Genomic DNA, 24627 nt, shown 5'->3' with positions numbered 1-24627 from the left:
AAGGGTGGATCAGTCAGCATAGATGTAAGCAGTGCGGACGCTATCGCGAGCAGGCTCACTCCTACACGGGATATTTTGGGCTTCAGGCGCCGGGTTTCGGCGTGCGGGCGAGGCAATACACATCTACCCGCGCCGCACCTGCATCCATCAACAACCGCGCCAGCGCCTGAGCAGTCGCACCGGTGGTCAGCACATCATCCACCAACGCCCAATGCCGCCCCTTCACATCGGCATCAGGCGCCAACGCAAAGGCGTTGCGCAAATTGCGTTGGCGCGCCTTGGCATCCAGATCCTGCTGGGCATCGGTGTCCACGATCCGCCGCAAAATCTGCTCTTCATACGGCAAGTCCAGCGAAACACTCAACCAGCGCGCCAGCATCGCCGCCTGGTTGAAGCCGCGTTGACGCAGGCGTTTACGCGCCAGCGGCACCGGCAATAACCCGTCAGGACGAGGCAGGCCTTCATCGAAGCGATGTTGCAGGTATTGCCCGAGAACGTCGGCGAGCAAGTGACCAAACGGCCATTTCGCGTTGTGTTTAAAGCGTGTGATCAGGCTGTCCACCGGGAAGCCATAAACCCAAGGCGCGGCGACCTGCTCAAAGGCCGGCGGCTCTAGCAGGCACGCTCCGCATGTCATCCCCTCTGCGGCCAACGGTAAAGCGCAGCTCTGGCAATGGTTACCGAGCCAGGGCAGTTCGCTTTCACACGCCACACACATTGGCATTTGTGCTTCGGCGGGCTCATCGCAGAGCAAGCAGGTCTGTATGTTTTTTAAACAGATGTAAACCGTACCTTCGTAACGTGGTTGACAGTGCATGCGTCTTCCTTAAATATGCCGAACATCCGTGTAGCGCCTGTGGGTATTCCATTCCCGCAGCGCCAGCCAAGCATAACCAAGGAACTCCCCATGAGCGCGAGCACCACCGCCACCCTGCGTCACGACTGGTCACTGGCCGAAGTCAAAGCACTCTTCGTACAGCCATTCAACGACTTGCTGTTCCAGGCGCAAACGGTGCATCGGGCCCATTTCAACGCCAACCGCGTGCAGGTCTCGACCTTGCTGTCGATCAAGACCGGTGCCTGCCCCGAAGACTGCAAGTACTGCCCGCAGTCCGGGCACTACAACACCGGTCTGGAAAAAGAGAAGTTGATGGAAGTGCAGAAGGTCCTTGAAGAGGCGGCACGCGCCAAGGCCATCGGCTCGACGCGCTTCTGCATGGGCGCGGCGTGGAAACATCCGTCAGCCAAAGACATGCCGTATGTGTTGAAAATGGTTGAGGGCGTCAAAGCCCTGGGCCTGGAAACCTGCATGACCCTCGGTCGCCTCGATCAGGAACAGACCGAAGCGCTGGCCAGGGCCGGTCTCGATTACTACAACCACAACCTCGACACCTCGCCGGAGTTCTACGGCAGCATCATCACTACCCGCACGTACAGCGAGCGCCTGCAGACGCTGGCTTATGTACGTGAGTCAGGGATGAAAATCTGCTCCGGCGGCATTCTCGGCATGGGCGAATCGCTGGATGACCGCGCCAACCTGCTGATCCAGTTGGCCAACCTGCCCGAGCACCCGGAATCGGTGCCGATCAACATGCTGGTGAAAGTCGCCGGAACGCCGCTGGAAAACGCCGACGACGTCGATCCGTTCGACTTTATCCGCATGCTCGCCGTGGCGCGCATTCTCATGCCGCAATCCCACGTGCGCCTGTCCGCCGGCCGCGAGGCGATGAACGAGCAGATGCAGGCCCTGGCGTTTTTTGCTGGCGCCAACTCGATTTTCTACGGCGATAAATTGCTGACCACCGCCAACCCGCAGGCGGACAAGGACATGCAGCTGTTCGCACGTCTGGGCATCCAGCCGGAAGCTCGCGAAGAACACGCCGATGAGGTTCACCAGGCCGCGATCGAGCAGGCACTGGTCGAGCAGAAGAGTAGCGAGCAGTTCTATAACGCTGCGGTTTAAGAACTGCGCGGATTCCTCTGAAGGAATGCAAAACCCCTGTGGGATATGTGTCATTTGAACATCGAGGCCTGCATGTCTTTCGATCTCGCCGCACGCCTTGCTGCCCGCCGCGCGGAAAATCTCTATCGCCAGCGTCCGCTGCTCGAGTCCCCTCAAGGACCCGAAGTGGTAGTCGACGGTAAGCCGTTGCTCGCCTTTTGCAACAACGACTATCTGGGCCTGGCCAATCATCCGCAGGTGATCGAAGCCTGGCGCGCTGGCGCCGAGCGTTGGGGCGTCGGCGGTGGCGCGTCGCACCTGGTGATCGGCCACAGCAGCCCCCATCATGCACTGGAAGAAGCGCTCGCCGATCTCACCGGCCGGCCCCGTGCGCTGCTGTTCACCACCGGTTACATGGCCAACCTCGGCGCGGTCACGGCGCTGGTCGGGCAGGGCGATACGGTGCTGGAAGACCGCCTCAATCACGCCTCGTTGCTTGACGCCGGTCTGTTGTCCGGGGCGCGTTTCAATCGCTATCTGCACAACGACGCGACAAGCCTGGCCAAGCGCCTGGAGAAAGCCACAGGCAACACGCTGGTGGTCACCGACGGTGTGTTCAGCATGGACGGAAACCTCGCCGACTTGCCGTCGCTGGCGCGAGAGGCCAAGGCCAAAGGCGCGTGGCTGATGGTCGACGATGCCCATGGCTTCGGCCCGTTGGGCGCCAACGGAGGTGGCATCGTCGAGCATTTCGGCTTAAGCCGGGACGATGTACCGGTGCTGGTCGGCACCCTCGGCAAAGCCTTCGGTACGGCCGGAGCGTTTGTGGCCGGCAGCGAAGAACTCATCGAAAGCCTGATCCAGTTTGCCCGCCCATACATCTACACCACCAGCCAGCCGCCCGCGCTGGCCTGTGCGACGCTGAAAAGCCTCGAACTGCTGCGCACTGAACACTGGCGTCGTGAGCACTTGCAGACACTGATCCGTCAGTTCCGCCAAGGCGCCGAGCAGATCGGGCTTGCGCTGATGGACAGCTTCACGCCGATCCAGCCGATCCTGGTCGGCGACGCGGGCCGTGCGCTGCGGTTGTCGCAAATGCTGCGCGCGCGCGGGCTGATGGTCACGGCCATTCGTCCACCGACCGTGCCCGCCGGCAGCGCACGGTTACGGGTGACCCTGACCGCCGCCCACAGCGAGGCGCAGGTGCAGCTATTGTTAGAAGGACTGGCCGATTGCTTTGCCCAACTGTCATCGGAGCCCTGCCATGCGTAATCGCCTGATTCTGCTGCCCGGCTGGGGCCTCGGTGTCTCGCCGATGGAACCCTTGGCGGCGGCGCTGCGGGGACTCGATGAACATCTGCAGGTCGACATCGAACCGTTGCCGGAGCTGGACTCCAGTGACCTGCAGGACTGGCTCGATGAACTCGATGAGCGCATCCCTCAGGATGTCTGGCTCGGTGGCTGGTCGCTGGGCGGCATGCTCGCGTCAGGTCTGGCGGCGCGGCGCGGCGAACGCTGCTGCGGCGTGGTGACGCTGGCGAGTAATCCGTCCTTCGTCGCTCATGAACAGTGGCCGAACGCGATGTCCGGGGCGACATTCGAGGCGTTTCTCGCCGGGTGCAGCGCCGATCCTCGGTTGACCCTCAAACGTTTTGCGTTGCTGTGCACCCAAGGTGCGGAAGACCCGCGGGGCTTGTCGCGCTTGCTCCTCGGCGGCGCTCCGAACACCACGGCAAATGTGCTGCTGGCGGGGTTGGAACTGCTTGCGCAACTCGACACCCGTGCAGCCTTGCAGGGCTTTCGCGGCCCGCAGTTTCATCTGTTCGCCGGCCTCGATGCGCTGGTGCCGGCCGAGGCGGCGGCGGCGTTGTTCGCCTTGTTGCCCGATATCGAAATCGGTCTGATCGAACAGGCCAGTCATGCGTTTCTCCTGGAGGACCCACACGGAGTGGCGGGTGCGATCCAGGCTTTTCTACACGAGTGCGGTGATGACTGATTTGTCTTTTGGACAACCGGGTGGCTTGCCTGACAAGCGCCAGGTAGCGGCTTCCTTTTCCCGCGCGGCGGGCAGTTACGACAGCGTCGCCGAGTTGCAGCGTGACGTCGGTACCCAGTTGCTGCAGCGTCTGCCGGCGGCATTGCAACCGTCGCGCTGGCTGGATCTGGGCTGTGGCACCGGTTATTTCACCCGCACGCTGGCCTCGCTTTTTGTCCAGGGTCACGGTTTGGCGCTGGATATTGCCGAGGGCATGCTCAGGCATGCGCGGCCTTTCGGCGGTGCCGAGCATTTTATCGCCGGGGATGCCGAGCGATTGCCGTTGCGGGACTCGACCTGCGATTTGGTTTTCTCCAGCCTCGCGGTGCAGTGGTGCGAGGATTTCGAGGCGGTACTCGGCGAAGCGTTTCGCGTGCTGAAACCGGGCGGGATCTTTGCCTTTACCAGTCTCTGTACGGGGACGCTGATTGAGTTGCGCGATAGCTGGCGGCAGGTCGATGGGCGGGTGCACGTCAACCGCTTTCGTGAATTCGCTCGCTATGAGCAACTGTGTGCGGCCAGCGGCTTGCGCACGCTGAAACTGGATAATCAGCCTCACGTGTTGCACTACCCGGACGTGCGCAGCCTGACCCATGAATTGAAAGCCTTGGGCGCGCACAATCTGAATCCGGGGCGGCCGGGCGGGTTGACGGGGCGAGCGCGAATTCTCGGTCTGGTCGAGGCTTATGAACGTTTCCGTGAGGCGTCGGGATTGCCGGCGACTTACCAGGTGGTCTACGCCGTGTTGGAGAAACCGCTATGAGCGCAGCCTGGTTCATCACTGGCACTGATACCGATGTCGGCAAGACCACCGTCGCCGCCGGGTTGCTGCACGCCGCGCGTGCGGCAGGATTGAGTACCGCAGCGGGCAAACCGGTGGCCTCCGGTTGTGACGTCACGCCAAAAGGCCTGCGCAATGCCGATGCGCTGGCGCTGCTGGCCGAATGTTCGATCCCGCTGACTTATCAACAGGTCAATCCGGTGGCGTTCGAACCGGCGATCGCTCCCCATCTGGCGGCGCGGGAAGCGGGCGTGGCGCTGACCGTGCAATCGCTGCTGGCGCCGATGCGCGCGATTCTCGCGATGAATGCCGATTTCACCCTGATTGAAGGCGCGGGGGGCTGGCGGGTGCCGTTGGCGGACCAGGACAATCTCTCGGACCTGGCGATTGCGCTGAAGCTGCCGGTGATTTTGGTGGTAGGCGTCAGGCTGGGCTGTATCAGTCATGCGTTGCTGACGGCCGAGGCGATTGCCCGCGACGGCCTGCAATTGGCGGGATGGGTGGCGAACATCATCGATCCGAAGACGTCGCGGTTGGAGGAAAACCTTGCGACTCTGGCCGAGCGCATTCCCGCACCTTGCCTGGGCCGGGTGCCGAAACTCAAGGCGCCGAGTGCCGAAGCGGTGGCCGAGTATTTGCAGCTGGATCTGCTCGACTAAGGTTTTCGCTATGAACAGGCACTGTGCCATTAGTGTTTTTGACGGGTGTTTTTCTGGCGCGTCTGCTTCAATGGCCGCCAGTGATCCTTTACAGGGATGAGAGCGACGATGGAAATCTCCGGCAACACCGCTTTTTATGCAGGGCTGAGCTCGATTCAGTCGGGACAGAACCGCGTCGATCAGGCCGCCAGCCAGATTGCCAACAACACCATCGAACGCTCGGTGACCAGCCAGTCGTCCGAAGTTCAGGTCGATCGCCTGCGCGGTGTAGATCGCGCGCAACAGTCAGACCTGGCCAGCAGCGTGATCGAGATGTCCCAAGGCAAGCTTCAGGCGGAGCTGGGTGTCAAAGTCGTCAAAGCCTCTGACGAAGTGCTGGGTACGATCATCGATACGTTTGCCTGACGTTTCGTCTGCTGCTGATTGAACGCCGCGCCTTGTCGCGGCGTTTTTCGTGGTAAGTCCTTCTTGCTCAACTAATCTTCTCTCTGCGCCCGTGGCTCGTCCGAGCCTGCGGCGGTTTGCTGTGTCCGGCGTTTGAAAAAGGCGAAGACGAACGGCAAAAGATCGACGCTTGACAAGATTTCGGCGTAAACGTATGTTTCAAACAACTGTTTGACCGTCACAACAAATCAACGCGGTCGTTCATTCCCGGTTACATCAGCAGAGGTTTATCGCTATGCCTGACTACAAGGCCCCCTTGCGTGATATTCGCTTCGTTCGTGACGAACTGCTCGGCTACGAAGCGCACTATCAGAGCCTTCCGGCTTGCGCAGACGCAACTCCGGACATGGTTGACGCCATTCTCGAAGAAGGCGCCAAGTTTTGTGAGCAGGTACTGGCACCGCTGAACCGCGTGGGCGACCTTGAGGGTTGCACCTGGAGCGAGTCCGGCGTGAAAACCCCGACTGGCTTCAAAGAGGCTTACAAGCAATTCGTCGAAGGCGGCTGGCCAAGCCTGGCGCACGACGTCGAGCACGGCGGTCAAGGCTTGCCCGAGTCGCTGGGCCTGGCCGTCAGCGAAATGGTTGGCGAAGCCAACTGGTCGTGGGGCATGTACCCAGGCCTGTCGCACGGCGCGATGAACACTATTTCCGAGCACGGCACCCCTGAGCAGCAGGAAGCCTATCTGACCAAGCTGGTTTCCGGCGAATGGACCGGCACCATGTGCCTGACTGAACCGCACTGCGGCACCGACCTGGGCATGCTGCGCACCAAGGCCGAACCTCAGGCCGACGGTTCCTACAAAGTCTCCGGTACCAAAATCTTCATTTCGGCCGGTGAACACGACATGGCCGACAACATCGTCCACATCGTACTGGCGCGCCTGCCGGATGCACCGGCCGGCACCAAAGGGATTTCGCTGTTCATCGTTCCCAAGTTCCTGCCGAATGCTGACGGTACCGTTGGCGCACGCAATGCTGTGACCTGCGGTTCGCTGGAACACAAGATGGGCATCCACGGCAACGCCACGTGCGTGATGAACTTCGACGGCGCCACCGGTTACCTGATCGGCCCGGCGAACAAAGGCCTGAACTGCATGTTCACCTTTATGAACACCGCACGTCTGGGCACCGCGCTGCAAGGTCTGGCTCACGCCGAAATCGGTTTCCAGGGTGGCCTGAAATACGCTCGCGATCGCCTGCAAATGCGCTCGCTGACAGGCCCGAAAGCGCCGGACAAGGCCGCTGACCCGATCATTGTGCACCCTGATGTGCGCCGCATGCTGTTGACCATGAAGGCGTTCGCCGAAGGCAACCGCGCAATGGTGTACTTCACCGCCAAGCTGGTCGACATCGTCAAATACGGCGTCGACGAAGAAGAGAAAAAGAAAGCCGACGCACTGCTGGCGTTCATGACGCCGATCGCCAAGGCGTTCATGACCGAAGTCGGTTTCGAAGCCGCCAACCACGGCGTGCAGATCTACGGCGGCCACGGCTTTATCGCCGAGTGGGGCATGGAGCAGAACGTTCGCGACAGCCGCATTTCGATGCTGTACGAAGGCACCACCGGCATCCAGGCACTCGACCTGCTGGGCCGTAAAGTGCTGATGACCCAGGGCGAGGCTCTGAAAGGCTTCACCAAGATCGTCCACAAGTTCTGCCAGACCAACGAAGGCAACGAAGCCGTTCAGGAATTCGTCGCGCCGCTGGCTGCACTGAACAAGGAGTGGGGCGAGCTGACCATGAAGGTCGGCATGGCGGCCATGAAAGATCGCGAAGAAGTCGGCGCGGCCTCCGTGGACTACCTGATGTACTCCGGCTATGCCTGCCTGGCTTATTTCTGGGCCGACATGGCGCGTGTGGCAGCCGAGAAGCTGGCAGAAGGCACAGGCGACGCGGCGTTCTACACCGCCAAGCTGCAGACCGCGCGCTTCTACTTCCAGCGCATCCTGCCACGCACCCGTACTCACGTGGCCACTATGCTGTCGGGCGCCAATAACCTGATGGACATGAAGGAAGAAGACTTCGCACTGGGCTACTAAGCCTTAGCGCTGTCTCATGAAAACCGCTGCTCCCACTGGGGGCAGCGGTTTTTTTTTGTTGATGAATCGCTCAGATAGTCAGCTTTTCGGCCGTTAAAGAGGCTGCATGTGATCTGCATCACATTGTGTGTGCTTAACTGCGCTTTGCAGGCACAATGCCATCTCTTTGATATGACGGGTCGGAGCTTACCCTTGCCGCGTTCTTCCGCTGTACGTTTCAGCCATTTCCTACCATCGCTGCTGTTGTTGCTCGCGGGGCTGGCGGCTGCGTACGTCAAAGACCTCAGCGTGTTTTTCACCTCTCTATTCAACGTGCTGCCGACGCTGGTATTGCTGCTGGGTGGTGCGTATTGCGCGGTCTACCGACGTCAGCGCGAACTGTTTCTGATGCTTACGGTGTACATCGCCTATTTCTTGCTCGACACACAGACCGACTTTTATCGCGATCACGGCAAGGTCCGCGAAGACGCGGCGGTGGTTTTTCATCTGGTCTGCCTGCTGTTGCCGTTATTGTTTGGCTTGTTCGCGGCATGGCAGGAACGCACGCATCTGTTCCAGGACATGGTCGCGCGGTTCGCTGTGCTGTTGGCATTCGGCAGCGTTGCGTTGGGACTCGAGCAAAGTTACCCGCAGGCGTTGCTGCTCTGGCTCTCGGAGATTCGCTGGCCGGCGCTGCATGGGGCGTGGATGAGCCTGATCCAACTTTCCTATCCGGTGTTCATTTCGGCATTTCTGCTGTTGGCCTGGCAATACTGGCGCAACCCGCGCCCCCTGCATGCAGCCCAACTGGTGGGCTTGCTCGGGGTGTTCTGGATGCTGCCGAAAACCTTCATCCTGCCGTTCACCCTGAACATCATGTGCAGCCAGGTGATGTTGATGATCGCGGCGGCCGTGGCGCACGAAGCCTACCAAATGGCCTTCCGCGACGAGCTCACCGGTCTGCCGGGACGTCGCGCCCTCAACGAGCGTATGCAGCGCCTGGGTCGCAACTATGTGCTGGCGATGAGCGACGTCGACCACTTCAAGAAATTCAACGACACCCACGGCCACGATGTCGGCGATCAGGTCCTGCGTCTGGTCGCCAGCAAGCTGTCGAAAATCAGCGGTGGCGGTAGGGCGTATCGCTATGGCGGCGAGGAATTTGCCCTGGTCTTTGCAGGCAAAACTCTTGAGGAGTGTATGCCGCATCTGGAAGTGATTCGTGAGTCGATTGCGTCCTACAGCATTCAGCTGCGTAATCAGGAAAACCGCCCGCAGGATGACCTGCAAGGACGCGCGCGCCGCAGTGGCAGCGGGGCCAGCGCCGTGTCGGTGACGGTCAGCATTGGCGTTGCCGAACGCGTCGAGCAGCGCACTCCGGAAGAAGTGCTCAAGTCAGCCGATCAGGCGTTGTACAGCGCCAAGGGTGCCGGGCGAAACTGCGTGATGGCCTTCGGGCAGAACCGCCGCGGCGCGGTACGCATGGACACCGCTGCGGGTTGAGTGATGACGGCGCATTCAGCGTCCGCACAGTGATTGTGGCGCGTGGTGGCCGGCAGTAGGTTGGAAAAATCTGCTGACGGAGACTCCACCATGCCCGAGTACAAAGCGCCTCTGCGCGACATGCGTTTTCTGATCGATCACGTCTTCGATTTCCACGCCAACTACGCCAATCTGGGCGCGCATGACGCCAGCCCGGACATGATCAGCGCGATCCTCGAAGAGGGCGCGAAGTTCTGCGAGAACGTTCTGGCACCTATCAATCGCAGTGGTGACGAGGAAGGCTGCCATTTCGACAACGGTGTGGTGACAACGCCTACAGGCTTCAAACAAGCCTTCGCACAATACGTCGAGGGCGGCTGGCACGGCCTGGCCGCTGATCCGACCTACGGCGGTCAGGGCCTGCCGAGTTCGCTGGGGCTGGTGATCAGCGAAATGGTCGGCTCCAGCAATACCTCATGGGGCATGTATCCGGGCCTGACCCATGGCGCGATGTCGGCGATTCACGCCCACGGCACCGCCGAGCAGAAAGACACCTACCTGAGCAAACTCACCGCCGGACAATGGACCGGCACCATGTGCCTGACCGAAGCCCATTGCGGCACCGATCTGGGCATTATCAAAACCCGCGCGGTACCACGGGCCGATGGCAGCTACGCGATCACCGGCAGCAAGATTTTCATCTCGGCCGGCGAACATGATCTGAGTGACAACATCATCCATCTGGTGCTGGCCAAGCTGCCGGACGCGCCGGCAGGAACCAAGGGCATTTCCCTGTTCATCGTGCCGAAATTCTTGCCGGATGCGGCAGGCGAAGCGGGCGAGCGCAACGGCGTTTCCTGTGGCTCGATCGAGCACAAAATGGGCATCAAGGCTTCGGCCACCTGCGTGTTGAATTTCGATGCCGCCACCGGTTATTTGATCGGCGAGCCGAACAAAGGCCTCAACTGCATGTTCACCATGATGAACCACGCGCGGCTCGGCACCGGCATGCAGGGGCTGTGTTTGGGCGAGGCGAGTTTTCAGGGCGCAGTCAGATACGCCAACGACCGCCTGCAGATGCGCTCGCTGACTGGCGCCAAGGCTCCGGATAAACCCGCCGACCCGATCATCGTCCACCCGGACGTGCGCCGGATGTTGCTGACGATGAAAGCTTTCAACGAAGGCAACCGCGCACTGACCTACTTCACTGCGCAAATGCTCGATGTCGCCCATTTAAATGCAGATGCCGAGGCGCGTCAGGACGCTGAAGACCTGTTGGCGTTCCTCACGCCGATCTGCAAGGCGTTCATGACCGACACCGGGCTGGAAGTGACCAACCTCGGCATGCAGATTTTCGGTGGCCACGGTTTCATTCGCGAATGGGGCATGGAGCAACTGGTACGAGATTGCCGCATTGCGCCGATCTATGAAGGCACCAACGGTATTCAGGCACTGGACTTGCTCGGACGCAAAGTGCTGGGCAGTCAAGGCAAGTTGCTGCGTGGCTTTACCAAAATCGTTCACAACTTCTGCGCGGCTAATGCCGGACATCCGCAACTGGGCAGCTTCGTTGCGCAGCTTGATACGCTGAATCAGCAGTGGGGCGACCTGACAATGAAGGTCGGCATGGCGGCCATGAAGAACCCGGACGAAGTCGGCGCCGCGTCGGTGGATTACCTGATGTACAGCGGCTACATCATCCTCGGGTATTTGTGGCTGCGCATGGCGCTGGTGGCACAGGTTCAGTTGGAGACAGGCGAGGGGGAGGCGGATTATCTGCGCGGTAAATTGGCGACCTGCGAGTTTTACTTCAAGCGCTTGTTGCCGCGTACGGCTGCCCATCGGGCCGCGATCGAGGCGGGAAGTGATTGCTTGATGACTCTGCCGGCGGAGTCGTTTGCGCTCTGACACCGCTTTTTGTGGCGAGGGAGTTGCTCCCGCTTGAGTGCGCAGCGCTCACCGGTTGGCAGCTGCTACGCATCCGAGCGGGAGCAAGCTCCCTTGTCACAGGTTTCCTTGCAGCACTTCAATGTCGCTTAAGGTTGATGACTAAAAATAACAAATCAGTCACCGGTTGACCCTATGTGTCGCAAAAGTTGTTGGGGTACACTCAGGCTCAACGAAAATATCATTCCACGAACTACCTGTTTAGATCTTGCGAGGTTTGCCATGGCTGACTACAAAGCGCCGCTGCGTGATATGCGCTTCGTCCTCAATGAAGTGTTCGAAGTCGCCAAACTCTGGGCCGAATTGCCGGCGCTGGCCGAGACGGTCGATGCCGAAACCGTTGAAGCGATTCTCGAAGAAGCCGGCAAGGTCACCAGTAAAAGCATCGCGCCTTTAAGCCGCGCCGCTGACGAAGAAGGCTGTCACTGGGCCGACGGCGCCGTCACCACGCCGACCGGTTTCCCACAGGCTTATCAGACGTATGCCGAAGGCGGCTGGGTCGGCGTTGGCGGCGATCCGGCCTACGGCGGTATGGGCATGCCCAAAGCCGTGTCGGCGCAGGTCGAAGAAATGGTCAACTCCGCCAGCCTGGCCTTCGGTCTCTATCCGATGCTGACCGCAGGCGCCTGCCTGTCGATCAACGCCCACGCCAGCGAAGAACTGAAAGCGGCGTATCTGCCAAACATGTACGCCGGCGTCTGGGCCGGTTCCATGTGCCTGACCGAGCCGCACGCCGGCACCGATCTTGGCATCATCCGCACCAAGGCCGAACCTCAGGCTGACGGTTCCTACAAGGTCAGCGGCACCAAAATCTTCATCACCGGCGGCGAACACGATCTCACCGAAAACATCATTCATCTGGTACTGGCCAAGCTGCCGGACGCCCCGGCCGGTCCGAAGGGCATTTCGCTGTTCCTGGTGCCGAAGTTCATGGTCAATGCCGATGGCAGCCTGGGCGCGCGCAACCCGGCCAATTGCGGTTCGATCGAACACAAGATGGGCATCCAGGCTTCGGCGACCTGCGTGATGAATTTCGACGAAGCGGTCGGTTATCTGGTCGGCGAGCCGAACAAAGGCCTGGCTGCGATGTTCACCATGATGAACTACGAGCGTTTGGGCGTCGGCATTCAGGGCCTGGCAACCGGCGAGCGCTCTTATCAGAACGCCGTCGAATACGCGCGCGACCGTCTGCAAAGCCGTTCGCCGACCGGTGCGCAAAACAAGGACAAGGTCGCTGACCCGATCATCGTCCACCCGGACGTACGGCGCATGTTGTTGACCATGAAAGCCTCGAACGAAGGCGGCCGTGCGTTCTCCACGTATGTGGCGATGCAGCTCGACACCGCGAAGTTCAGCGAAGACCCGACCACCCGCAAGCGTGCCGAGGATCTGGTGGCATTGCTGACGCCCGTCGCCAAGGCATTCCTGACCGATCTGGGACTGGAAACCACGGTTCACGGTCAGCAGATCTTTGGCGGCCACGGTTACATTCGCGAGTGGGGCCAGGAGCAACTGGTGCGTGACGTGCGCATCACGCAGATCTACGAAGGCACCAACGGCATCCAGGCGCTGGACCTGGTCGGGCGCAAGATCGTCGGCAGCGGCGGTGCGTTCTACAAGCTGTTCGCCGATGAGATCCGCCACTTCACCGCAACCGCCAGTGCCGATCTGGGCGAGTTCACCAAGCCGCTGAACGACGCTGTCGATACCCTCGACGAGCTGACCGCATGGCTGCTGGACCGGGCGAAAAACAATCCGAACGAAATCGGCGCGGCATCGGTCGAATATTTGCAAGCGTTCGGCTACACCGCCTACGCCTATATGTGGGCGTTGATGGCCAAGGCTTCGCTGGGCAAGGAAACCCAAGACGATTTCTACGCCAGCAAGCTAGGCACCGCGCGCTTCTATTTCGCCCGTCTGCTGCCGCGCATCCACTCCTTGAGCGCGTCGGTAAAGGCTGGTAGCGAATCCCTGTTCCTGCTGGATGCGGCGCAGTTCTGAACCCGTGCGCGCCGTGTAAGCATTTTCTTACACGACGTGCTGCTGTTCTCCCATAGGCGAGGATTGGATCCAGAGCTACTCTACATTTCATGGACGTCGCGCAGGAAGCGCAAAGTAACAACACGGACACGTAGGATTCTGCCAGGGTGGCGGAGTGAAATGGATGTCAGGGAAACAGTCTGCAAAGCCCCGCTTCGGCGGGGTTTTCTTTTGTCTGGAAAAAAGTGTTCAGACCCGTGGATCAAGCGCCGGCTTCACTTCGCGGCTCATCACTTCTTCGAGTAACGTGCGCAGCAGTGCCAACGAGACCTGCTGGCGTTGTACGTCGCGGCACACCAGGCCGACTTGCAGCGGCACCCGTGGCTCGCTCAGCGGTTTCCACAGCAGCGCCTGATCGTCGTACTCCTTTTGCGAGCGTCCCGGCAGCACGGTCGCCAGTTTGGTGTGCGGCAAACTGTCGAGAATCCCCAGCATGTTATTCAGCTCCGCCTGCACTTGCGGGCGACGCCCGAGGCTGCTCAGTTGCGCCTGCCAGATCTGACGGATCTGGAATTCTTCACCCAGCAACAACATCGGCAGTTCCGCCGCCTGGCGCATCGAGACTTTCTTGAATTCGCGCAAAGGATGATCGGCCGGGATGACGAGTGTCAGTTCGTCTTCGTAGAGCTGCACGCCATGCAGACCCGGTTGGCGCGGCGGCAGATAGCTGATGCCGATGTCCAGTGAACCGTTGAGCAAACGCCGCTCGATCTCCAGCCCGGTCAGTTCATAGATCTGCACCACCAGATGCGGCTGCGCCTTGCGCACGCGTTCAAGCATCTGCGGCACGAGGCTGGTGTGCACCGTTTGCAGCACACCGATCGCCAACGTGCGCAGTGCCTGCCCCTTGAAATTGCCCAACGCCTCGCGCGCTCGCTGCAAGCCATCAAGCAGTGGCAACGCGTGGTTGTACAACGTGTGCGCGGCGAGGGTCGGCAAGAGGCGCTTGCTGCTGCGTTCGAACAGACTGACATCGAGGTTTTGTTCGAGTTGGCGGATCTGCTGTGACAGCGCCGGTTGCGAGATCGACAGGCGTTCTGCGGCGCGGCCGACATGACCTTCCTCGTAGACCGCGACGAAATAACGCAGTTGCTTGAAATCCATAAGTAAGGCTTATCGAAAATGCTGGGAAATCGAAATGGCCTGAAGCCGCCCGTGAGCCTAGTCTAAACGCATTCGTAAGGCTTACAGGGCCAGAAAGCGCGATGAATAGCGTTCGCATACCGAGTCTTTACATAGGCAGTTCAAAAAACCTCAAGCGAGGTTTTTATCCATGAATCTGTTCAGTTTGCGGCGTCAGGCGCCGAGTCTTGATGACCTCGCCAGCGAGGTTGCGCAATTGGCAGACAGCGATACGCTGAGCGCCGAGCGGCTGATGCCCAGCGTCGAACGTCCCCGGCAGGTCTTCGTTCGCGGGCAGGGCTCCTGGCTGTGGGACAGTCACGACCGTGCCTATCTGGATTTCTCTCAGGCCGGCGGTGCGAACAGCCTTGGCCATAGCCCTTCGGCACTGGTCAAGGCGATCGCCAGCCAGGCTCAGGCGCTGATCAATCCCGGTTTCAATCTGCACAATCGCGGCATGCTCAGCCTGGCCGAACGCCTGTGCGCCAGCACCGCCAGCGATCAGGCGTATCTGCTCAACAGTGGCAGCGAAGCCTGTGAAGCCGCGATCAAACTGGCGCGAAAATGGGGGCAACTGCACCGCGGCGGTGCCTCGCGCATCATCGTCGCGAAGCAAGGTTGCCATGGGCGCAGCCTGGCGACGCTCTCGGCATCGGACAGCGACAATCTGCACAATCGCTTTGCGCCGTTGCTACCGGGTTTCGATCCGGTGCCCTTCAACGACTTGCCAGCACTGCATGCGGCGGTCGATGCGCAGACTGTTGCGATCATGCTCGAGCCGATCCAGAGCGATGCCGGCGTTGTACCGGCGACCGAGCACTACCTCAAAGGCGTCGAGAGACTGTGTCGCGAGTTGGGCATTCTGTTGATACTCGACGAAGTGCAGACCGGTATCGGGCGTTGCGGCAGCCTGCTCGCCGAGCAGTCCTATGGCGTACGCGCCGATATCGTCGTGCTCGGCAAAGGCCTGGGCGGCGGTGTGCCGTTGGCGGCACTGTTGGCCCGCGGCAAGGCCTGTTGCTTCGCCGTCGGCGAACTGGGCGGCACGCATCACGGCAACGCACTGATAACCGCGGCCGGCCTGGTGGTGCTCGACAGCGTGCACGACCGTAGCTTCCTCCAGCAGATCAACGACCAAGGCCAGCATCTGCGCGCGGGCCTCGCGCGATTGGCGCAGCGCTACGGCCATGGCGAATTGCGCGGCCAGGGCCTGTTTTATGGACTGACCCTGTCCGAAGACTGCGCCGAGGCGGTCGTCCACGCCGCGCTGCACGAAGGCCTGATACTCAGCGCCGCACAAGCCGATTGCCTGCGCTTCACTCCGGCCCTCACCGTCAGCAAAGCCAACATCGATGAAATGCTTCTGCGGTTGGGTCGCGCTTTCTCCCGCGTACGCACGGCACAGATGCAATGCCGCAAGGGGATAGCCGTCTGAGCTGGCAAGCACTGCCGAACTGAAAGAACCGTCTCGCGGTATAACGCACGCCCCACGCCTGATTCTTTTGGCGTGGGGCGTTTTTTTGTGGCCGGGTTTTGCAGATGGGATTTAGAGCTGCTAACCGTCACCGTTCGATTGTCTTGGCAAAGGGCGGGCATTATTGGATCTATCAGGTACTGTTCGCCAAACAGGATCAGAGCAATATCACCCCAATTGAATTAAGGGATTTACGTAAGTTGGCGAAGGTCTATGCGCAACTGACCGAAGAGCAAATCGGAGATTTGTTGGCGATGAAGGAATTTGTGGAGATATTTCATGAGCAAGAAATTCAAAAGTGAAGTCTTTGAATCGATACACGGATCAGCCGGTGCGTTACTTGCTGTCGGAGCCATTAGCAAGGCAACGATGCGGGAGTTCGATGAGTCCTGTCTGGCATCGGTACCTGCAGCGATCCCGGCCGAGGAAATAAAGGCACTCCGCGAGCGCAACAAAGTCAGCCAACCGGTGTTTGCACGGTATCTGAACACCAGTGCATCGACAGTAAAACAATGGGAGTCGGGTGACAAACATCCCAGCGGAATGGCTCTGAAGTTGCTGAGCATCGTGCAGAAACATGGACTGAAAATTCTGGCTTGAGTCTGGTGCAGCTATTGCAGTGAACCCTGACGAACGGCGCTGGTCGATTAGCTTGTATGGCTCAGGCGAGCCAACCCCCATTCAGGAGCTGCCCCATGGATTTCATTCGCATCATCATCGCTATTCTGTTGCCGCCACTGGGCGTGTTTTTGCAGGTCGGGTTTGGCGGGGCGTTCTGGTTGAACATTTTGCTGACGTTGTGTGGCTACATTCCGGGCATCGTGCATGCGGTGTATATCATTGCCAAGCGCTAAGTTCGGCAGCGTCGATTAGATAGCTTTCGCGAGCAGGCTCGCTCCCACACTGGATCTGTGTTGTACATAAGTCCTATGTGGGAGCGAGCCTGCTCGCGAATGAGGCACCGCTAATTCTGAGCAAGCTCTGATCCCATTACCCGCCGATAAAATGTCCACTCCTGTTCCAGCGCATGCGCCTGATTGGTCGCGCGGCGAAAGCCGTGGCGTTCGTCGGGGTAGTAATGCGCTTCGACGCCAATACCGTTTTGCTCGAGCGCCGCAACCATGTCGCGGGTCTGTTGTGGCACGACCACGGCATCCAGCTCACCTTGAAAGAAAATCACCGGCACGCGAATGTTGTTCGCATGCAACAGCGGAGTGCGGGCGGCGTAGCGTTCGGCGTCCTGCCCGGGATCGCCGATCAGCCAGTCCAGGTAATCGCCTTCGAACTTGTGCGTGGCCCGGGCCAATGCGACCGGGTCGCTGACGCCGTAGAGGCTGGCGCCTGCGCGGAAAACCTGCCTGAACGCCAGTGCGCACAAAGTCGTATAGCCGCCTGCGCTGCCACCACGAATAAACGCGCAGTTGCCGTCGATCAGACCCTGTTCCGCCAGGTAGCCGACCACCGCGCAAGCATCCTCGACATCCACCTCGCCCCAGCGCAGGTGCAATGCTTGGCGGTATTCGCGGCCATAACCGCTGCTGCCGCGATAGTTGAGGTCGGCGACGGCGAAGCCACGTTGTGTCCAGTACTGAATGCGCGGATCGAGTATCGGGTAGCAGGCCGACGTCGGGCCGCCGTGGATGAACACCACCAGCGGCGGTTTTGGCTCATCGCTCATGGCCGGATAAAAGAAGCCGTGCGCCTCGCCCGAACCGCTGGGATAGCGCAAGGTTTGCGGGCGGCTGATGCGTTCGTCGGGCAATGGAGCCACGCCACCCGCCAAAACATTCACTGCGCCCGTCGCTCGATCAATGGCAATCACCGCAGAAGGGCTGAGCGGTGACGCGGCGATGCAGTAGATGAACTGCTCATCCAGCGCCAGATGGCGGAAGCGGCTGTAATCGCCGGTGAAGTCCCGATTGCCGAGAGTCAAACGCCCAAAGCCATCTTCGATCCAACTGGCTAGAACGCAATCGCCGACAGGTAACCAGGTGCAGCCGCCCAGTTGCCACGGCGCGGGTGCATGATCGGCTGTGGCACTGGACAGCGCTTGCAGTCCGTCGCACGTTTCGCCCCACGGTTGCCAGAATCCGCCACGATCAGTGAGGCAATACAAACGGCCATGGGCGTCAAAACGCGGCTGCTGGATCGACTCTTCTATCTGGTCGCCGGCGACACAGCGAGGCACGGAAAAATCACCGACAGCGATCATCAGGCGTGTCGAGGTCCACGGCTGATGCGGCCGGCTCCACTCGACCCATGCCAGACGCTGGCCATCCGGGCTGAGCGTCGGCGCCGCATAAAAATCGGCGCCCTCGGCCAGGACCTGCCGTGCGCCGCTCACCAAATCGATTGCCACCAGGCGATGCTGATCCTGCTGCTCTTCGACCGCCAGGATCCGACCATTGGCGAAATGCAGATCGCCATAACGGCAATCAGCCGAAGTCAGCGCTTGCGGCTCACTCTCCAGCGTCTGCCGATACAGCTGTTGATCCGCTTCATTGACGAAAACCACACCGTCAGGCGTCAGACAAAACGCTCCACCGCCGTATTCGTACACACGGCTGCGTACGCTGAAACCATCGGGTGTCAGACGTTTCGCCACGCCGTCGCGCCAATGCCAGATGCGGCAGGCCGCATCCTCGGGGCGATATTCATTCCAGAACAAGCCGTGGGCGCCAAGCTGCAATTCGGCGAAGTCGGTCCCGGCGGCGACGGCCTGGGCGGCGCTGAAAGGCTCAGCCCTTGGCGATGAGGCGCGAGTTTCGTTCATTGCGAAAGGCCAGTTGTTCAATGGTTTGAGTGGCGGTCTCGGCTTCTTCGCGGGCCTTGAGGATCACGCCGTGATGTTCGGACTTGCTGCACACCGGGTCGGCATTGCTGGCATCGCCGGTGAGCATGAAGGCCTGGCAGCGGCAGCCGCCGAAATCTTTTTCTTTCTCGTCGCACGAGCGGCACGGCTCCGGCATCCAGTCGTAACCGCGGAAGCGGTTGAAGCCGAACGAGTCGTACCAGATGTGTTGCATGCTGTGATCGCGCACGTTGGGAAATTGCACCGGCAACTGACGGGCGCCATGGCAGGGCAGGGCGGTGCCGTCCGGGGTCACGGTCAGGAAGATACTGCCCCAGCCGTTCATGCAGGCTTTCGGGCGTTCTTCGTAGTAGTCCGGAGTGACGAAAATCAGCTTGCACGGATGCCCTTCGGCTTCCAGTTTCGCCCGGTATTCGTTGGTGATGCGTTCGGCGCGGACCAATTGTTCCTGGGTCGGCAACAAGCCGACTCGATTGAGCTGCGCCCAGCCGTAGAACTGGCAGGTGGCGAGTTCGACGAAGTCGGCTTCCAGCGCAATGCACAGCTCGATGATGCGGTCGATCTTGTCGATGTTGTGCCGATGGGTGACGAAGTTCAGCACCATCGGATAGCCGTGGGCCTTTACCGCCCGGGCCATTTCCAGCTTCTGCGCGAAGGCTTTTTTCGAACCGGCGAGCAGGTTGTTCACTTGCTCGTCACTGGCCTGGAAGCTGATCTGAATGTGATCGAGCCCGGCCTTTTTGAAATCGCTGATTTTCTGCTCGGTCAGACCGATACCAGAGGTGATCAGATTGGTGTAGAAACCCAACTGCCGCGCTTCGCGAATCAGCTCGGCGAGGTCCTGGCGCACCAACGGTTCGCCACCGGAAAAGCCCAGTTGCGCGGCGCCCATCTCCCGCGCTTCACGGAAAACCTTGATCCACTGCTCGGTGCTCAGCTCTTTGCCTTGCTCGGCGAAATCCAGTGGATTGGAGCAGTATGGGCATTGCAGCGGGCAGCGGTAAGTCAGCTCGGCGAGCAGCCACAGCGGCAGGCCGACTTCAGGTTTTGCCGGCAGATCAGTCAAGGGTGATCCAGTGCTCTGCACGGGCAACCTCCATGAATTGCTCGATGTCATCACCAAGCTCAGGCACGTCGGGGAACTGCTCTTCGAGCTTGGCGATGACTGCGGCAACATCGCGTTCGCCATCAATCAAGCCACCGATCAGCGCGGCGCTGTCGTTCAGTTTGATCATGCCCTCCGGATACAACAGCACATGGCCTTTCTGCGCCGGTTCGTACTGAAACCGGTAGCCGGGGCGCCATTTCGGTGTCCAGGTGCGGTCGAAACTCATAAGGTGATTCCTTTATGCCAGACCCGTTGTTCGGTCACGCTGTGATACGGCGGTCGGTTCAGTTCGTAGGCCATGCTCATGGCATCGAGCATGCTCCAAAGAATGTCCAGTTTGAACTGGAGAATTTCCAGCATGCGCTCCTGGCCTTCGCGGGTCTTGTAATGCTCCAGCGTGATCGCCAGCCCATGTTCGACGTCACGGCGCGCCTGGCCGAGGCGGGTGCGGAAATATTCGTAACCGGCCGGATCGATCCACGGGTAATGCTGCGGCCAACTGTCGAGGCGCGACTGGTGGATCTGCGGCGCGAACAGCTCGGTCAGCGAGCTGCTGGCCGCTTCCTGCCAACTGGCGCGGCGGGCGAAGTTGACGTAGGCATCGACGGCGAAACGCACGCCGGGCAGCACCAGCTCTTGCGAGCGCAATTGATCTGGATCGAGGCCGACAGCCTGGCCCAGACGCAGCCAGGCTTCGATACCGCCGTCTTCACCGGGCGCGCCGTCGTGGTCGAGCAAGCGCTGAATCCACTCGCGGCGGATTTCCCGATCCGGGCAGTTGGCGAGAATCGCCGCGTCTTTCAGGGGGATGTTCACCTGATAGTAGAAACGGTTGGCGACCCAGCCCTGAATCTGCTCGCGGGTCGCCCGGCCTTCGTACATCGCCACGTGGTAGGGGTGGTAGATGTGGTAATAGGCGCCTTTGGCGCGCAGGGCCGCTTCGAATTCGGCGGGGGACAGCGGGGTGTCGGTCATTGCGGTTCTCCGGGGAACAACCGTTGAAATCCTGGGTGTCTATTCGGGCGCTTTCGCGAGCAAGCTCGCTCCCACATTGGATCTGCGGCGTACACAAAACCCCCGTGGGAGCGAGCCTGCTCGCGAAGGGGTCATGCGCTACAGCACAATACTCATGCCATCAAACGCCACCTCAACATTACGCCGAGCCAACTCCGCGCGCTGCGGCGAATCCTCGTCAAGAATCGGGTTGGTGTTGTTGATGTGGATAAGCACCTTGCGCTGCTCGGGCAACTGCTCCAGAACTTCGAGCATGCCGCCGGGGCCGTTCTGCGCCAGGTGGCCCATTTCGCGACCGGTGCGGGTGCCGACGCCACGGCGCTGCATTTCGTCGTCGTCCCACAGCGTGCCGTCGACCAACAGGCAATCGCTGCCCGCCATGATTTCCAGCAGCGGCGCATCGACCTTGCCCAATCCCGGCGCGTAGAACAGCTTGCCACCTGTGTTGAGGTCTTCGACGATCAAACCGATGTTGTCACCCGGATGCGGATCGAAACGATGCGGCGAATAGGGCGGTGCGGCGCTGCGCAATGGCAGTGGGGTGAAGCGCAGGTTCGGGCATGCTGCGACGGCGAAGCTCTGATCGAGTTCGATACGGTTCCAGTTCAAGCCGCCGTTCCAGTGCGTGAGCATCTTGAACAGGGGGAAACCGGTGTTCAGGTCTTCGTGGACCATGTCTGTGCACCAGACCTGATGCGGGCAGCCTTCGCGCAGGCTGAGCAGGCCGGTGGTGTGGTCGATCTGGCTGTCCATCAGGATGATCGCGCTGATGCCGGTGTCGCGCAGGGCGCGGCCCGGTTGCATCGGGGCAAAGCTTTGCAGTTGCGCGCGGATGTCCGGCGAGGCGTTGCACAACACCCAGTTCACGCCGTCATCGGAAAGGGCGATGGACGATTGGGTGCGGGCCTTGGCATTCAGGCTGCCGTCGCGAAAGCCTGTGCAGTTGACGCAGTTGCAGTTCCACTGCGGAAAACCGCCACCGGCGGCCGAACCCAGAATCTGGACGAACATGAACGCTCCATCATTTCAACGCGGAAAATAAAACGCCCCGGCGAGCCGAGGCGTTGCACTGCAATTCTACGTAAGCAGAACTCAGCGGCTGGCGAAGTACATGGTGACTTCGAAGCCGATACGCAGGTCGGTGTAAGCAGGTTTGGTCCAGGCCATGAGGTGTCTCCTTCTGTGGGTTGGGATAGCGCTATCCATAGGTATAGTCCACGGCAGCGCGACGATGTTCCAATTAGTTAGGCGGCTATGTTACTCAAAATTTCAGCGCGATGACCCCTGAATCTTTGAGAAAGCTCTTTGCGGCCTCGGTAATGATCAGTTTGCCGCTTGCCATGGGGCGTCCGGCATCGATTCATTGGCCAGGCAATGCCAACCGCCCTCGGCATTAATCAGACGTTGCGCAGCATCGAGCAAAGCCTGGCGATTCAGCTGCTGGATCGCCGCGACCAACTGCTCACGGTAATCCGACGAATGGCCAGCGAGTTTGCCCTGCCACAGCAACTCGGCAGCATCCTTAGTGGAAAGCGTGGCGTCGTCGAACTGATCGGCGAGGCTTTGGCGCTGCTGCTTGACGCTTGCTTCATCGAGCGTTTCGATCAACGCGGGAATGCCGTTGAAAAACTCCTGAATGTATTCGAGCAACTTGCCCGCCGCAGTCGTCGGCGATTGCCCGCCAAAGACAATCGCAGTCTTGCCGTACAACTGGCGCAGCGCGCTGAATACGGCGTAACCCAATTGCAGTTCGACACGCAGGCGCTGATAAAAAGGCGTCTGGCACAACTGAGCCAGAAGGCGCCATGCTGCTTCATCAGCGATGTCGCGGCTGGCAGTCGGGCAGATCAGCAGCAAGGCGTGTTCGCTGGAGGCCGTGTTGATCTGGCTCCATTGGTACTGGCCTTGGGTGATCGGTGTCACCGGTAGCTGAGTGTCCGGCGTGCCGGGAATGCGGCTCAGCGCCAGACCCATGGCTGACTGGGTCTGTTGATTTAGCCCTAGAGCGAGGCCGTCCCAGCGCGAAGTTGTCCACAGCTGATTGGCGTCATCGCTGGTTTCAATCGTGGGCAGGCATTTTTCCGGCAACGCTTCGAGTAGTTGGCGGATCGGCATCGACGGTATCTGTAGCTCATCGCGCGGCGAAACGGCTTCGATCATCGTCAGACATTTCAGCGCATGCTCAAGGATGCTAGGCATCGGTTCCTGAAGTCCGGTCATCTTCAGCAGCCATTGGTTACCTGCGGCGCTGAAAGACAACTCCACGCCGGCTTCGGACGCGTCTTGCCGGGTTTGCTGCAGACTGCGCTGTAATCTTGAACGCAGATCGACGCTGGCTGCCGCCTCGACCTGCCAACGCAGATAAATCGCGCCTTCATCGCCGCAGTCCGGCAGCGCCTGGCTGAACTGCATAGGCGACCGTTCGCGACGGCTGCGCGAGCGATCCTGGGCGAAGGTGCGCAGGCCACGGTGGGCGCTGGTCTGGCCGCGAATCAGCCCGGCGTTGGCCAGCGGTTCACTGGCGCGCAAGAAAGGATTGGCTGCGGGCAGGTGCCACTGATCGTTGAAGTTATCCACAACGCCGATTTCCCGCAGGATGCGCTCAAGCGCGGCGGCAGCCGATTCGGACAGGCCGAATGCATGCTGCTCGACGTCGATTCGCGCCAGTTGCAACGCGCCGCGGACTTGCTGCTGGCGCTGAAGCAGGGCGGCGTATTCCTCGCGCAACGGCGTCCAGTCCTGACGGGCGAAGAAGCTCAGCCAATCCAGCAGCTGTTCGTGAATGGCGTTCAAGTGCTCGCCGTCGGCATGGAATTGAAGATGCAGCAGCGCTTGCCCGGCAAACTGGTAGAGCGGCGTGGCTTTCAAACCATCGGCCAGTTTTTGCTGGCGCAAGTGCGCGAGCAATCCACCGGTTTTGGCGCTGTTCAACCAATGGCAGAGAAAGGCCATCGCCTCGGCGGATGACTGGGGCAAAGCCTCGAAAGCGAATAACAGGTTCGCGTGAGCGCCAACCTGTTGATAACTTTTCACCGTCAGCGGTGGCGGTGCGGTCTGGGCCACTTTATCCCCAACCGGCAACACCGCTGCGAATTGCCGCGCCAACTCCCGCAATTCATCAATACTCTGCGGACCGACCAGACTGAGGCTCATTTGCCCGGTTCGATAAAACCGCTGATGGAAATCTTTCAGCGCCGACTGAAACCCAGGCGATTCGACCTGCAAGCTGTCCCGATTGCCCGCATGAAAACCGCGCAACGGATGCTCCGCTGGTAAACCTTCATACAAGGCAAACTGCTGTTGCGCTGTCGGATCCTGCGACCAGGCGACGAATTCGGCCTGCAGCACTTCCCGTTCACGCAGTTGATCGTCCAGATTCATACGTGGCCGGGCGAGCATGTCTGACAGACGCTCGAGCCCCGCGCTGAAGGACGACACAGGCAACTCGAAGAAAAAATCCGTGGTGCGTTCGCGGGTGCTGGCATTCACCTGCCCGCCGTGACGTTGCACGTAGGCCATCAGCCCTTCGTCTGTGGGAAAACGCTCGGTGCCGAGGAACAGCAAGTGCTCAAGAAAATGCGCCAGCCCCGGCCATGCCAGCGACACGTCGTGACTGCCAGCGGCCACCCGCAATGCGGCGGCACTGCGCTTGAGGCCCGGCACATGGCGCAGGGTCACGCGCAGGCCGTTGGCCAGGGTTTCAATGTGGGGGCGGGGGTGAGTCGGCGCAGGCATGGGCACTTCCAG

General features: G+C 60.4%; 23 protein-coding genes. 14 read left to right on the top strand and 9 right to left on the bottom strand.

All coding sequences use genetic code 11. The features are described from left to right. Positions 1–82: 82 nt before the first annotated feature. Positions 83–817, bottom strand: a complete 735-nt coding sequence (locus HU739_RS26645; RefSeq protein ID WP_186550841.1) for a ComF family protein — start codon at positions 815–817, stop codon at positions 83–85. A gap of 90 nt (positions 818–907) precedes the next feature. Here HU739_RS26645 and bioB point away from each other — a divergent pair, with 90 nt between their 5' ends. The 10 genes from bioB (at position 908) to HU739_RS26595 (ending at position 13311) form a co-directional block, all read left to right on the top strand. Next, the gene (gene bioB, locus HU739_RS26640; RefSeq protein ID WP_186550843.1) at positions 908–1963 is read left to right on the top strand and encodes a biotin synthase BioB; all 1056 of its coding nucleotides are present in this window, start codon (positions 908–910) and stop codon (positions 1961–1963) included. A 72-nt stretch (positions 1964–2035) separates the two neighbouring features. Continuing rightward, positions 2036–3214: an 8-amino-7-oxononanoate synthase gene (gene bioF, locus HU739_RS26635; RefSeq protein ID WP_186550845.1), complete on the top strand. Its 1179-nt coding sequence runs from the start codon at positions 2036–2038 to the stop codon at positions 3212–3214. Next, the gene (locus tag HU739_RS26630) at positions 3207–3938 is read left to right on the top strand and encodes an alpha/beta fold hydrolase (protein ID WP_186550847.1); all 732 of its coding nucleotides are present in this window, start codon (positions 3207–3209) and stop codon (positions 3936–3938) included. The genes bioF and HU739_RS26630 overlap by 8 nt, the downstream gene beginning before the upstream one ends. Next, complete coding sequence (bioC, locus tag HU739_RS26625; RefSeq protein WP_186550849.1) at positions 3931–4740, top strand: malonyl-ACP O-methyltransferase BioC; 810 nt, start codon at positions 3931–3933, stop codon at positions 4738–4740. Before HU739_RS26630 ends, bioC begins: the two co-directional genes overlap by 8 nt. After that, on the top strand, positions 4737–5417 hold the full coding sequence (bioD, locus tag HU739_RS26620; RefSeq protein ID WP_186550851.1) for a dethiobiotin synthase: 681 nt from the start codon (positions 4737–4739) through the stop codon (positions 5415–5417). The genes bioC and bioD overlap by 4 nt, the downstream gene beginning before the upstream one ends. Before the next feature lie 108 nt (positions 5418–5525). Beyond that, entirely contained in the window at positions 5526–5822 is a 297-nt protein-coding gene (locus HU739_RS26615) for a pyrroloquinoline quinone biosynthesis protein PqqE (RefSeq protein WP_186550853.1), read from the top strand. A 274-nt stretch (positions 5823–6096) separates the two neighbouring features. Further along, positions 6097–7902, top strand: a complete 1806-nt coding sequence (locus tag HU739_RS26610) for a phenylacyl-CoA dehydrogenase (RefSeq protein WP_186550855.1) — start codon at positions 6097–6099, stop codon at positions 7900–7902. 192 nt (positions 7903–8094) lie between these two features. Further along, the gene (locus HU739_RS26605; protein ID WP_186550857.1) at positions 8095–9384 is read left to right on the top strand and encodes a GGDEF domain-containing protein; all 1290 of its coding nucleotides are present in this window, start codon (positions 8095–8097) and stop codon (positions 9382–9384) included. 90 nt (positions 9385–9474) lie between these two features. Then, positions 9475–11271: an acyl-CoA dehydrogenase C-terminal domain-containing protein gene (locus tag HU739_RS26600; RefSeq protein ID WP_186550859.1), complete on the top strand. Its 1797-nt coding sequence runs from the start codon at positions 9475–9477 to the stop codon at positions 11269–11271. Between the two features lie 261 nt (positions 11272–11532). Then, positions 11533–13311 carry an acyl-CoA dehydrogenase C-terminal domain-containing protein gene (locus HU739_RS26595; RefSeq protein WP_186550861.1) on the top strand — a complete coding sequence of 593 codons (1779 nt, stop codon included), beginning with the start codon at positions 11533–11535 and terminating at the stop codon, positions 13309–13311. Positions 13312–13539: 228 nt separating this feature from the next. Here HU739_RS26595 and HU739_RS26590 read toward each other — a convergent pair whose 3' ends face one another. Further along, positions 13540–14454: a LysR family transcriptional regulator gene (locus HU739_RS26590; RefSeq protein WP_186550863.1), complete on the bottom strand. Its 915-nt coding sequence runs from the start codon at positions 14452–14454 to the stop codon at positions 13540–13542. Positions 14455–14623: 169 nt separating this feature from the next. Between HU739_RS26590 and HU739_RS26585 the strand changes: the two genes are divergently transcribed. The 4 genes from HU739_RS26585 to HU739_RS26570 all read left to right on the top strand — a co-directional run bounded on the left by HU739_RS26585 (position 14624) and on the right by HU739_RS26570 (position 16800). Beyond that, the gene (locus HU739_RS26585) at positions 14624–15907 is read left to right on the top strand and encodes an aspartate aminotransferase family protein (RefSeq protein WP_186550866.1); all 1284 of its coding nucleotides are present in this window, start codon (positions 14624–14626) and stop codon (positions 15905–15907) included. 104 nt (positions 15908–16011) lie between these two features. Continuing rightward, positions 16012–16248, top strand: a complete 237-nt coding sequence (locus tag HU739_RS26580) for a type II toxin-antitoxin system RelE/ParE family toxin (protein WP_186550868.1) — start codon at positions 16012–16014, stop codon at positions 16246–16248. After that, positions 16226–16546: a helix-turn-helix domain-containing protein gene (locus tag HU739_RS26575; protein ID WP_186550870.1), complete on the top strand. Its 321-nt coding sequence runs from the start codon at positions 16226–16228 to the stop codon at positions 16544–16546. The genes HU739_RS26580 and HU739_RS26575 overlap by 23 nt, the downstream gene beginning before the upstream one ends. 95 nt (positions 16547–16641) lie before the next feature. Further along, positions 16642–16800: a YqaE/Pmp3 family membrane protein gene (locus HU739_RS26570; protein WP_003228885.1), complete on the top strand. Its 159-nt coding sequence runs from the start codon at positions 16642–16644 to the stop codon at positions 16798–16800. A gap of 110 nt (positions 16801–16910) precedes the next feature. Here HU739_RS26570 and HU739_RS26565 read toward each other — a convergent pair whose 3' ends face one another. The 7 genes from HU739_RS26565 to pqqF form a co-directional block, all read right to left on the bottom strand. After that, positions 16911–18719: a S9 family peptidase gene (locus HU739_RS26565; protein WP_186550872.1), complete on the bottom strand. Its 1809-nt coding sequence runs from the start codon at positions 18717–18719 to the stop codon at positions 16911–16913. Then, entirely contained in the window at positions 18685–19845 is a 1161-nt protein-coding gene (gene pqqE, locus HU739_RS26560; protein WP_186550874.1) for a pyrroloquinoline quinone biosynthesis protein PqqE, read from the bottom strand. Before pqqE ends, HU739_RS26565 begins: the two co-directional genes overlap by 35 nt. Then, positions 19817–20092, bottom strand: a complete 276-nt coding sequence (gene pqqD, locus HU739_RS26555; protein WP_186550876.1) for a pyrroloquinoline quinone biosynthesis peptide chaperone PqqD — start codon at positions 20090–20092, stop codon at positions 19817–19819. The genes pqqE and pqqD overlap by 29 nt, the downstream gene beginning before the upstream one ends. Then, the gene (gene pqqC, locus HU739_RS26550) at positions 20089–20841 is read right to left on the bottom strand and encodes a pyrroloquinoline-quinone synthase PqqC (RefSeq protein ID WP_042606685.1); all 753 of its coding nucleotides are present in this window, start codon (positions 20839–20841) and stop codon (positions 20089–20091) included. Before pqqC ends, pqqD begins: the two co-directional genes overlap by 4 nt. 138 nt (positions 20842–20979) lie before the next feature. Then, positions 20980–21891: a pyrroloquinoline quinone biosynthesis protein PqqB gene (pqqB, locus tag HU739_RS26545; RefSeq protein ID WP_186550878.1), complete on the bottom strand. Its 912-nt coding sequence runs from the start codon at positions 21889–21891 to the stop codon at positions 20980–20982. An 81-nt stretch (positions 21892–21972) separates the two neighbouring features. Next, positions 21973–22047 carry a pyrroloquinoline quinone precursor peptide PqqA gene (gene pqqA, locus HU739_RS26540; protein ID WP_003444522.1) on the bottom strand — a complete coding sequence of 25 codons (75 nt, stop codon included), beginning with the start codon at positions 22045–22047 and terminating at the stop codon, positions 21973–21975. A gap of 156 nt (positions 22048–22203) precedes the next feature. Continuing rightward, complete coding sequence (gene pqqF, locus HU739_RS26535) at positions 22204–24615, bottom strand: pyrroloquinoline quinone biosynthesis protein PqqF (RefSeq protein ID WP_186550880.1); 2412 nt, start codon at positions 24613–24615, stop codon at positions 22204–22206. Between the last annotated feature and the right edge of the window lie 12 nt (positions 24616–24627).

Origin of the sequence: Pseudomonas hamedanensis, assembly GCF_014268595.2 — a bacterium.
In the GTDB taxonomy this organism is placed as follows: domain Bacteria; phylum Pseudomonadota; class Gammaproteobacteria; order Pseudomonadales; family Pseudomonadaceae; genus Aquipseudomonas; species Aquipseudomonas hamedanensis.
This window is presented reverse-complemented; position numbering and strand designations above follow the sequence as displayed.

Bases quoted from the DNA above. Each gene is read 5' to 3' on its own strand.
- HU739_RS26610 (WP_186550855.1), top strand. From the start codon at position 6,097: ATGCCTGACTACAAGGCCCCCTTGCGTGATATTCGCTTCGTTCGTGAC.
- bioF (WP_186550845.1), top strand. From the start codon at position 2,036: ATGTCTTTCGATCTCGCCGCACGCCTTGCTGCCCGCCGCGCGGAAAAT.
- pqqF (WP_186550880.1), bottom strand. From the start codon at position 24,615: ATGCCTGCGCCGACTCACCCCCGCCCCCACATTGAAACCCTGGCCAAC.
- HU739_RS26565 (WP_186550872.1), bottom strand. From the start codon at position 18,719: ATGAACGAAACTCGCGCCTCATCGCCAAGGGCTGAGCCTTTCAGCGCC.
- HU739_RS26575 (WP_186550870.1), top strand. From the start codon at position 16,226: ATGAGCAAGAAATTCAAAAGTGAAGTCTTTGAATCGATACACGGATCA.
- bioD (WP_186550851.1), top strand. From the start codon at position 4,737: ATGAGCGCAGCCTGGTTCATCACTGGCACTGATACCGATGTCGGCAAG.
- bioB (WP_186550843.1), top strand. From the start codon at position 908: ATGAGCGCGAGCACCACCGCCACCCTGCGTCACGACTGGTCACTGGCC.
- pqqD (WP_186550876.1), bottom strand. From the start codon at position 20,092: ATGAGTTTCGACCGCACCTGGACACCGAAATGGCGCCCCGGCTACCGG.
- bioC (WP_186550849.1), top strand. From the start codon at position 3,931: ATGACTGATTTGTCTTTTGGACAACCGGGTGGCTTGCCTGACAAGCGC.
- pqqB (WP_186550878.1), bottom strand. From the start codon at position 21,891: ATGTTCGTCCAGATTCTGGGTTCGGCCGCCGGTGGCGGTTTTCCGCAG.
- pqqC (WP_042606685.1), bottom strand. From the start codon at position 20,841: ATGACCGACACCCCGCTGTCCCCCGCCGAATTCGAAGCGGCCCTGCGC.
- HU739_RS26580 (WP_186550868.1), top strand. From the start codon at position 16,012: ATGGGATTTAGAGCTGCTAACCGTCACCGTTCGATTGTCTTGGCAAAG.
- HU739_RS26600 (WP_186550859.1), top strand. From the start codon at position 9,475: ATGCCCGAGTACAAAGCGCCTCTGCGCGACATGCGTTTTCTGATCGAT.
- HU739_RS26590 (WP_186550863.1), bottom strand. From the start codon at position 14,454: ATGGATTTCAAGCAACTGCGTTATTTCGTCGCGGTCTACGAGGAAGGT.
- HU739_RS26595 (WP_186550861.1), top strand. From the start codon at position 11,533: ATGGCTGACTACAAAGCGCCGCTGCGTGATATGCGCTTCGTCCTCAAT.
- HU739_RS26645 (WP_186550841.1), bottom strand. From the start codon at position 817: ATGCACTGTCAACCACGTTACGAAGGTACGGTTTACATCTGTTTAAAA.
- HU739_RS26615 (WP_186550853.1), top strand. From the start codon at position 5,526: ATGGAAATCTCCGGCAACACCGCTTTTTATGCAGGGCTGAGCTCGATT.
- HU739_RS26585 (WP_186550866.1), top strand. From the start codon at position 14,624: ATGAATCTGTTCAGTTTGCGGCGTCAGGCGCCGAGTCTTGATGACCTC.
- HU739_RS26630 (WP_186550847.1), top strand. From the start codon at position 3,207: ATGCGTAATCGCCTGATTCTGCTGCCCGGCTGGGGCCTCGGTGTCTCG.
- HU739_RS26570 (WP_003228885.1), top strand. From the start codon at position 16,642: ATGGATTTCATTCGCATCATCATCGCTATTCTGTTGCCGCCACTGGGC.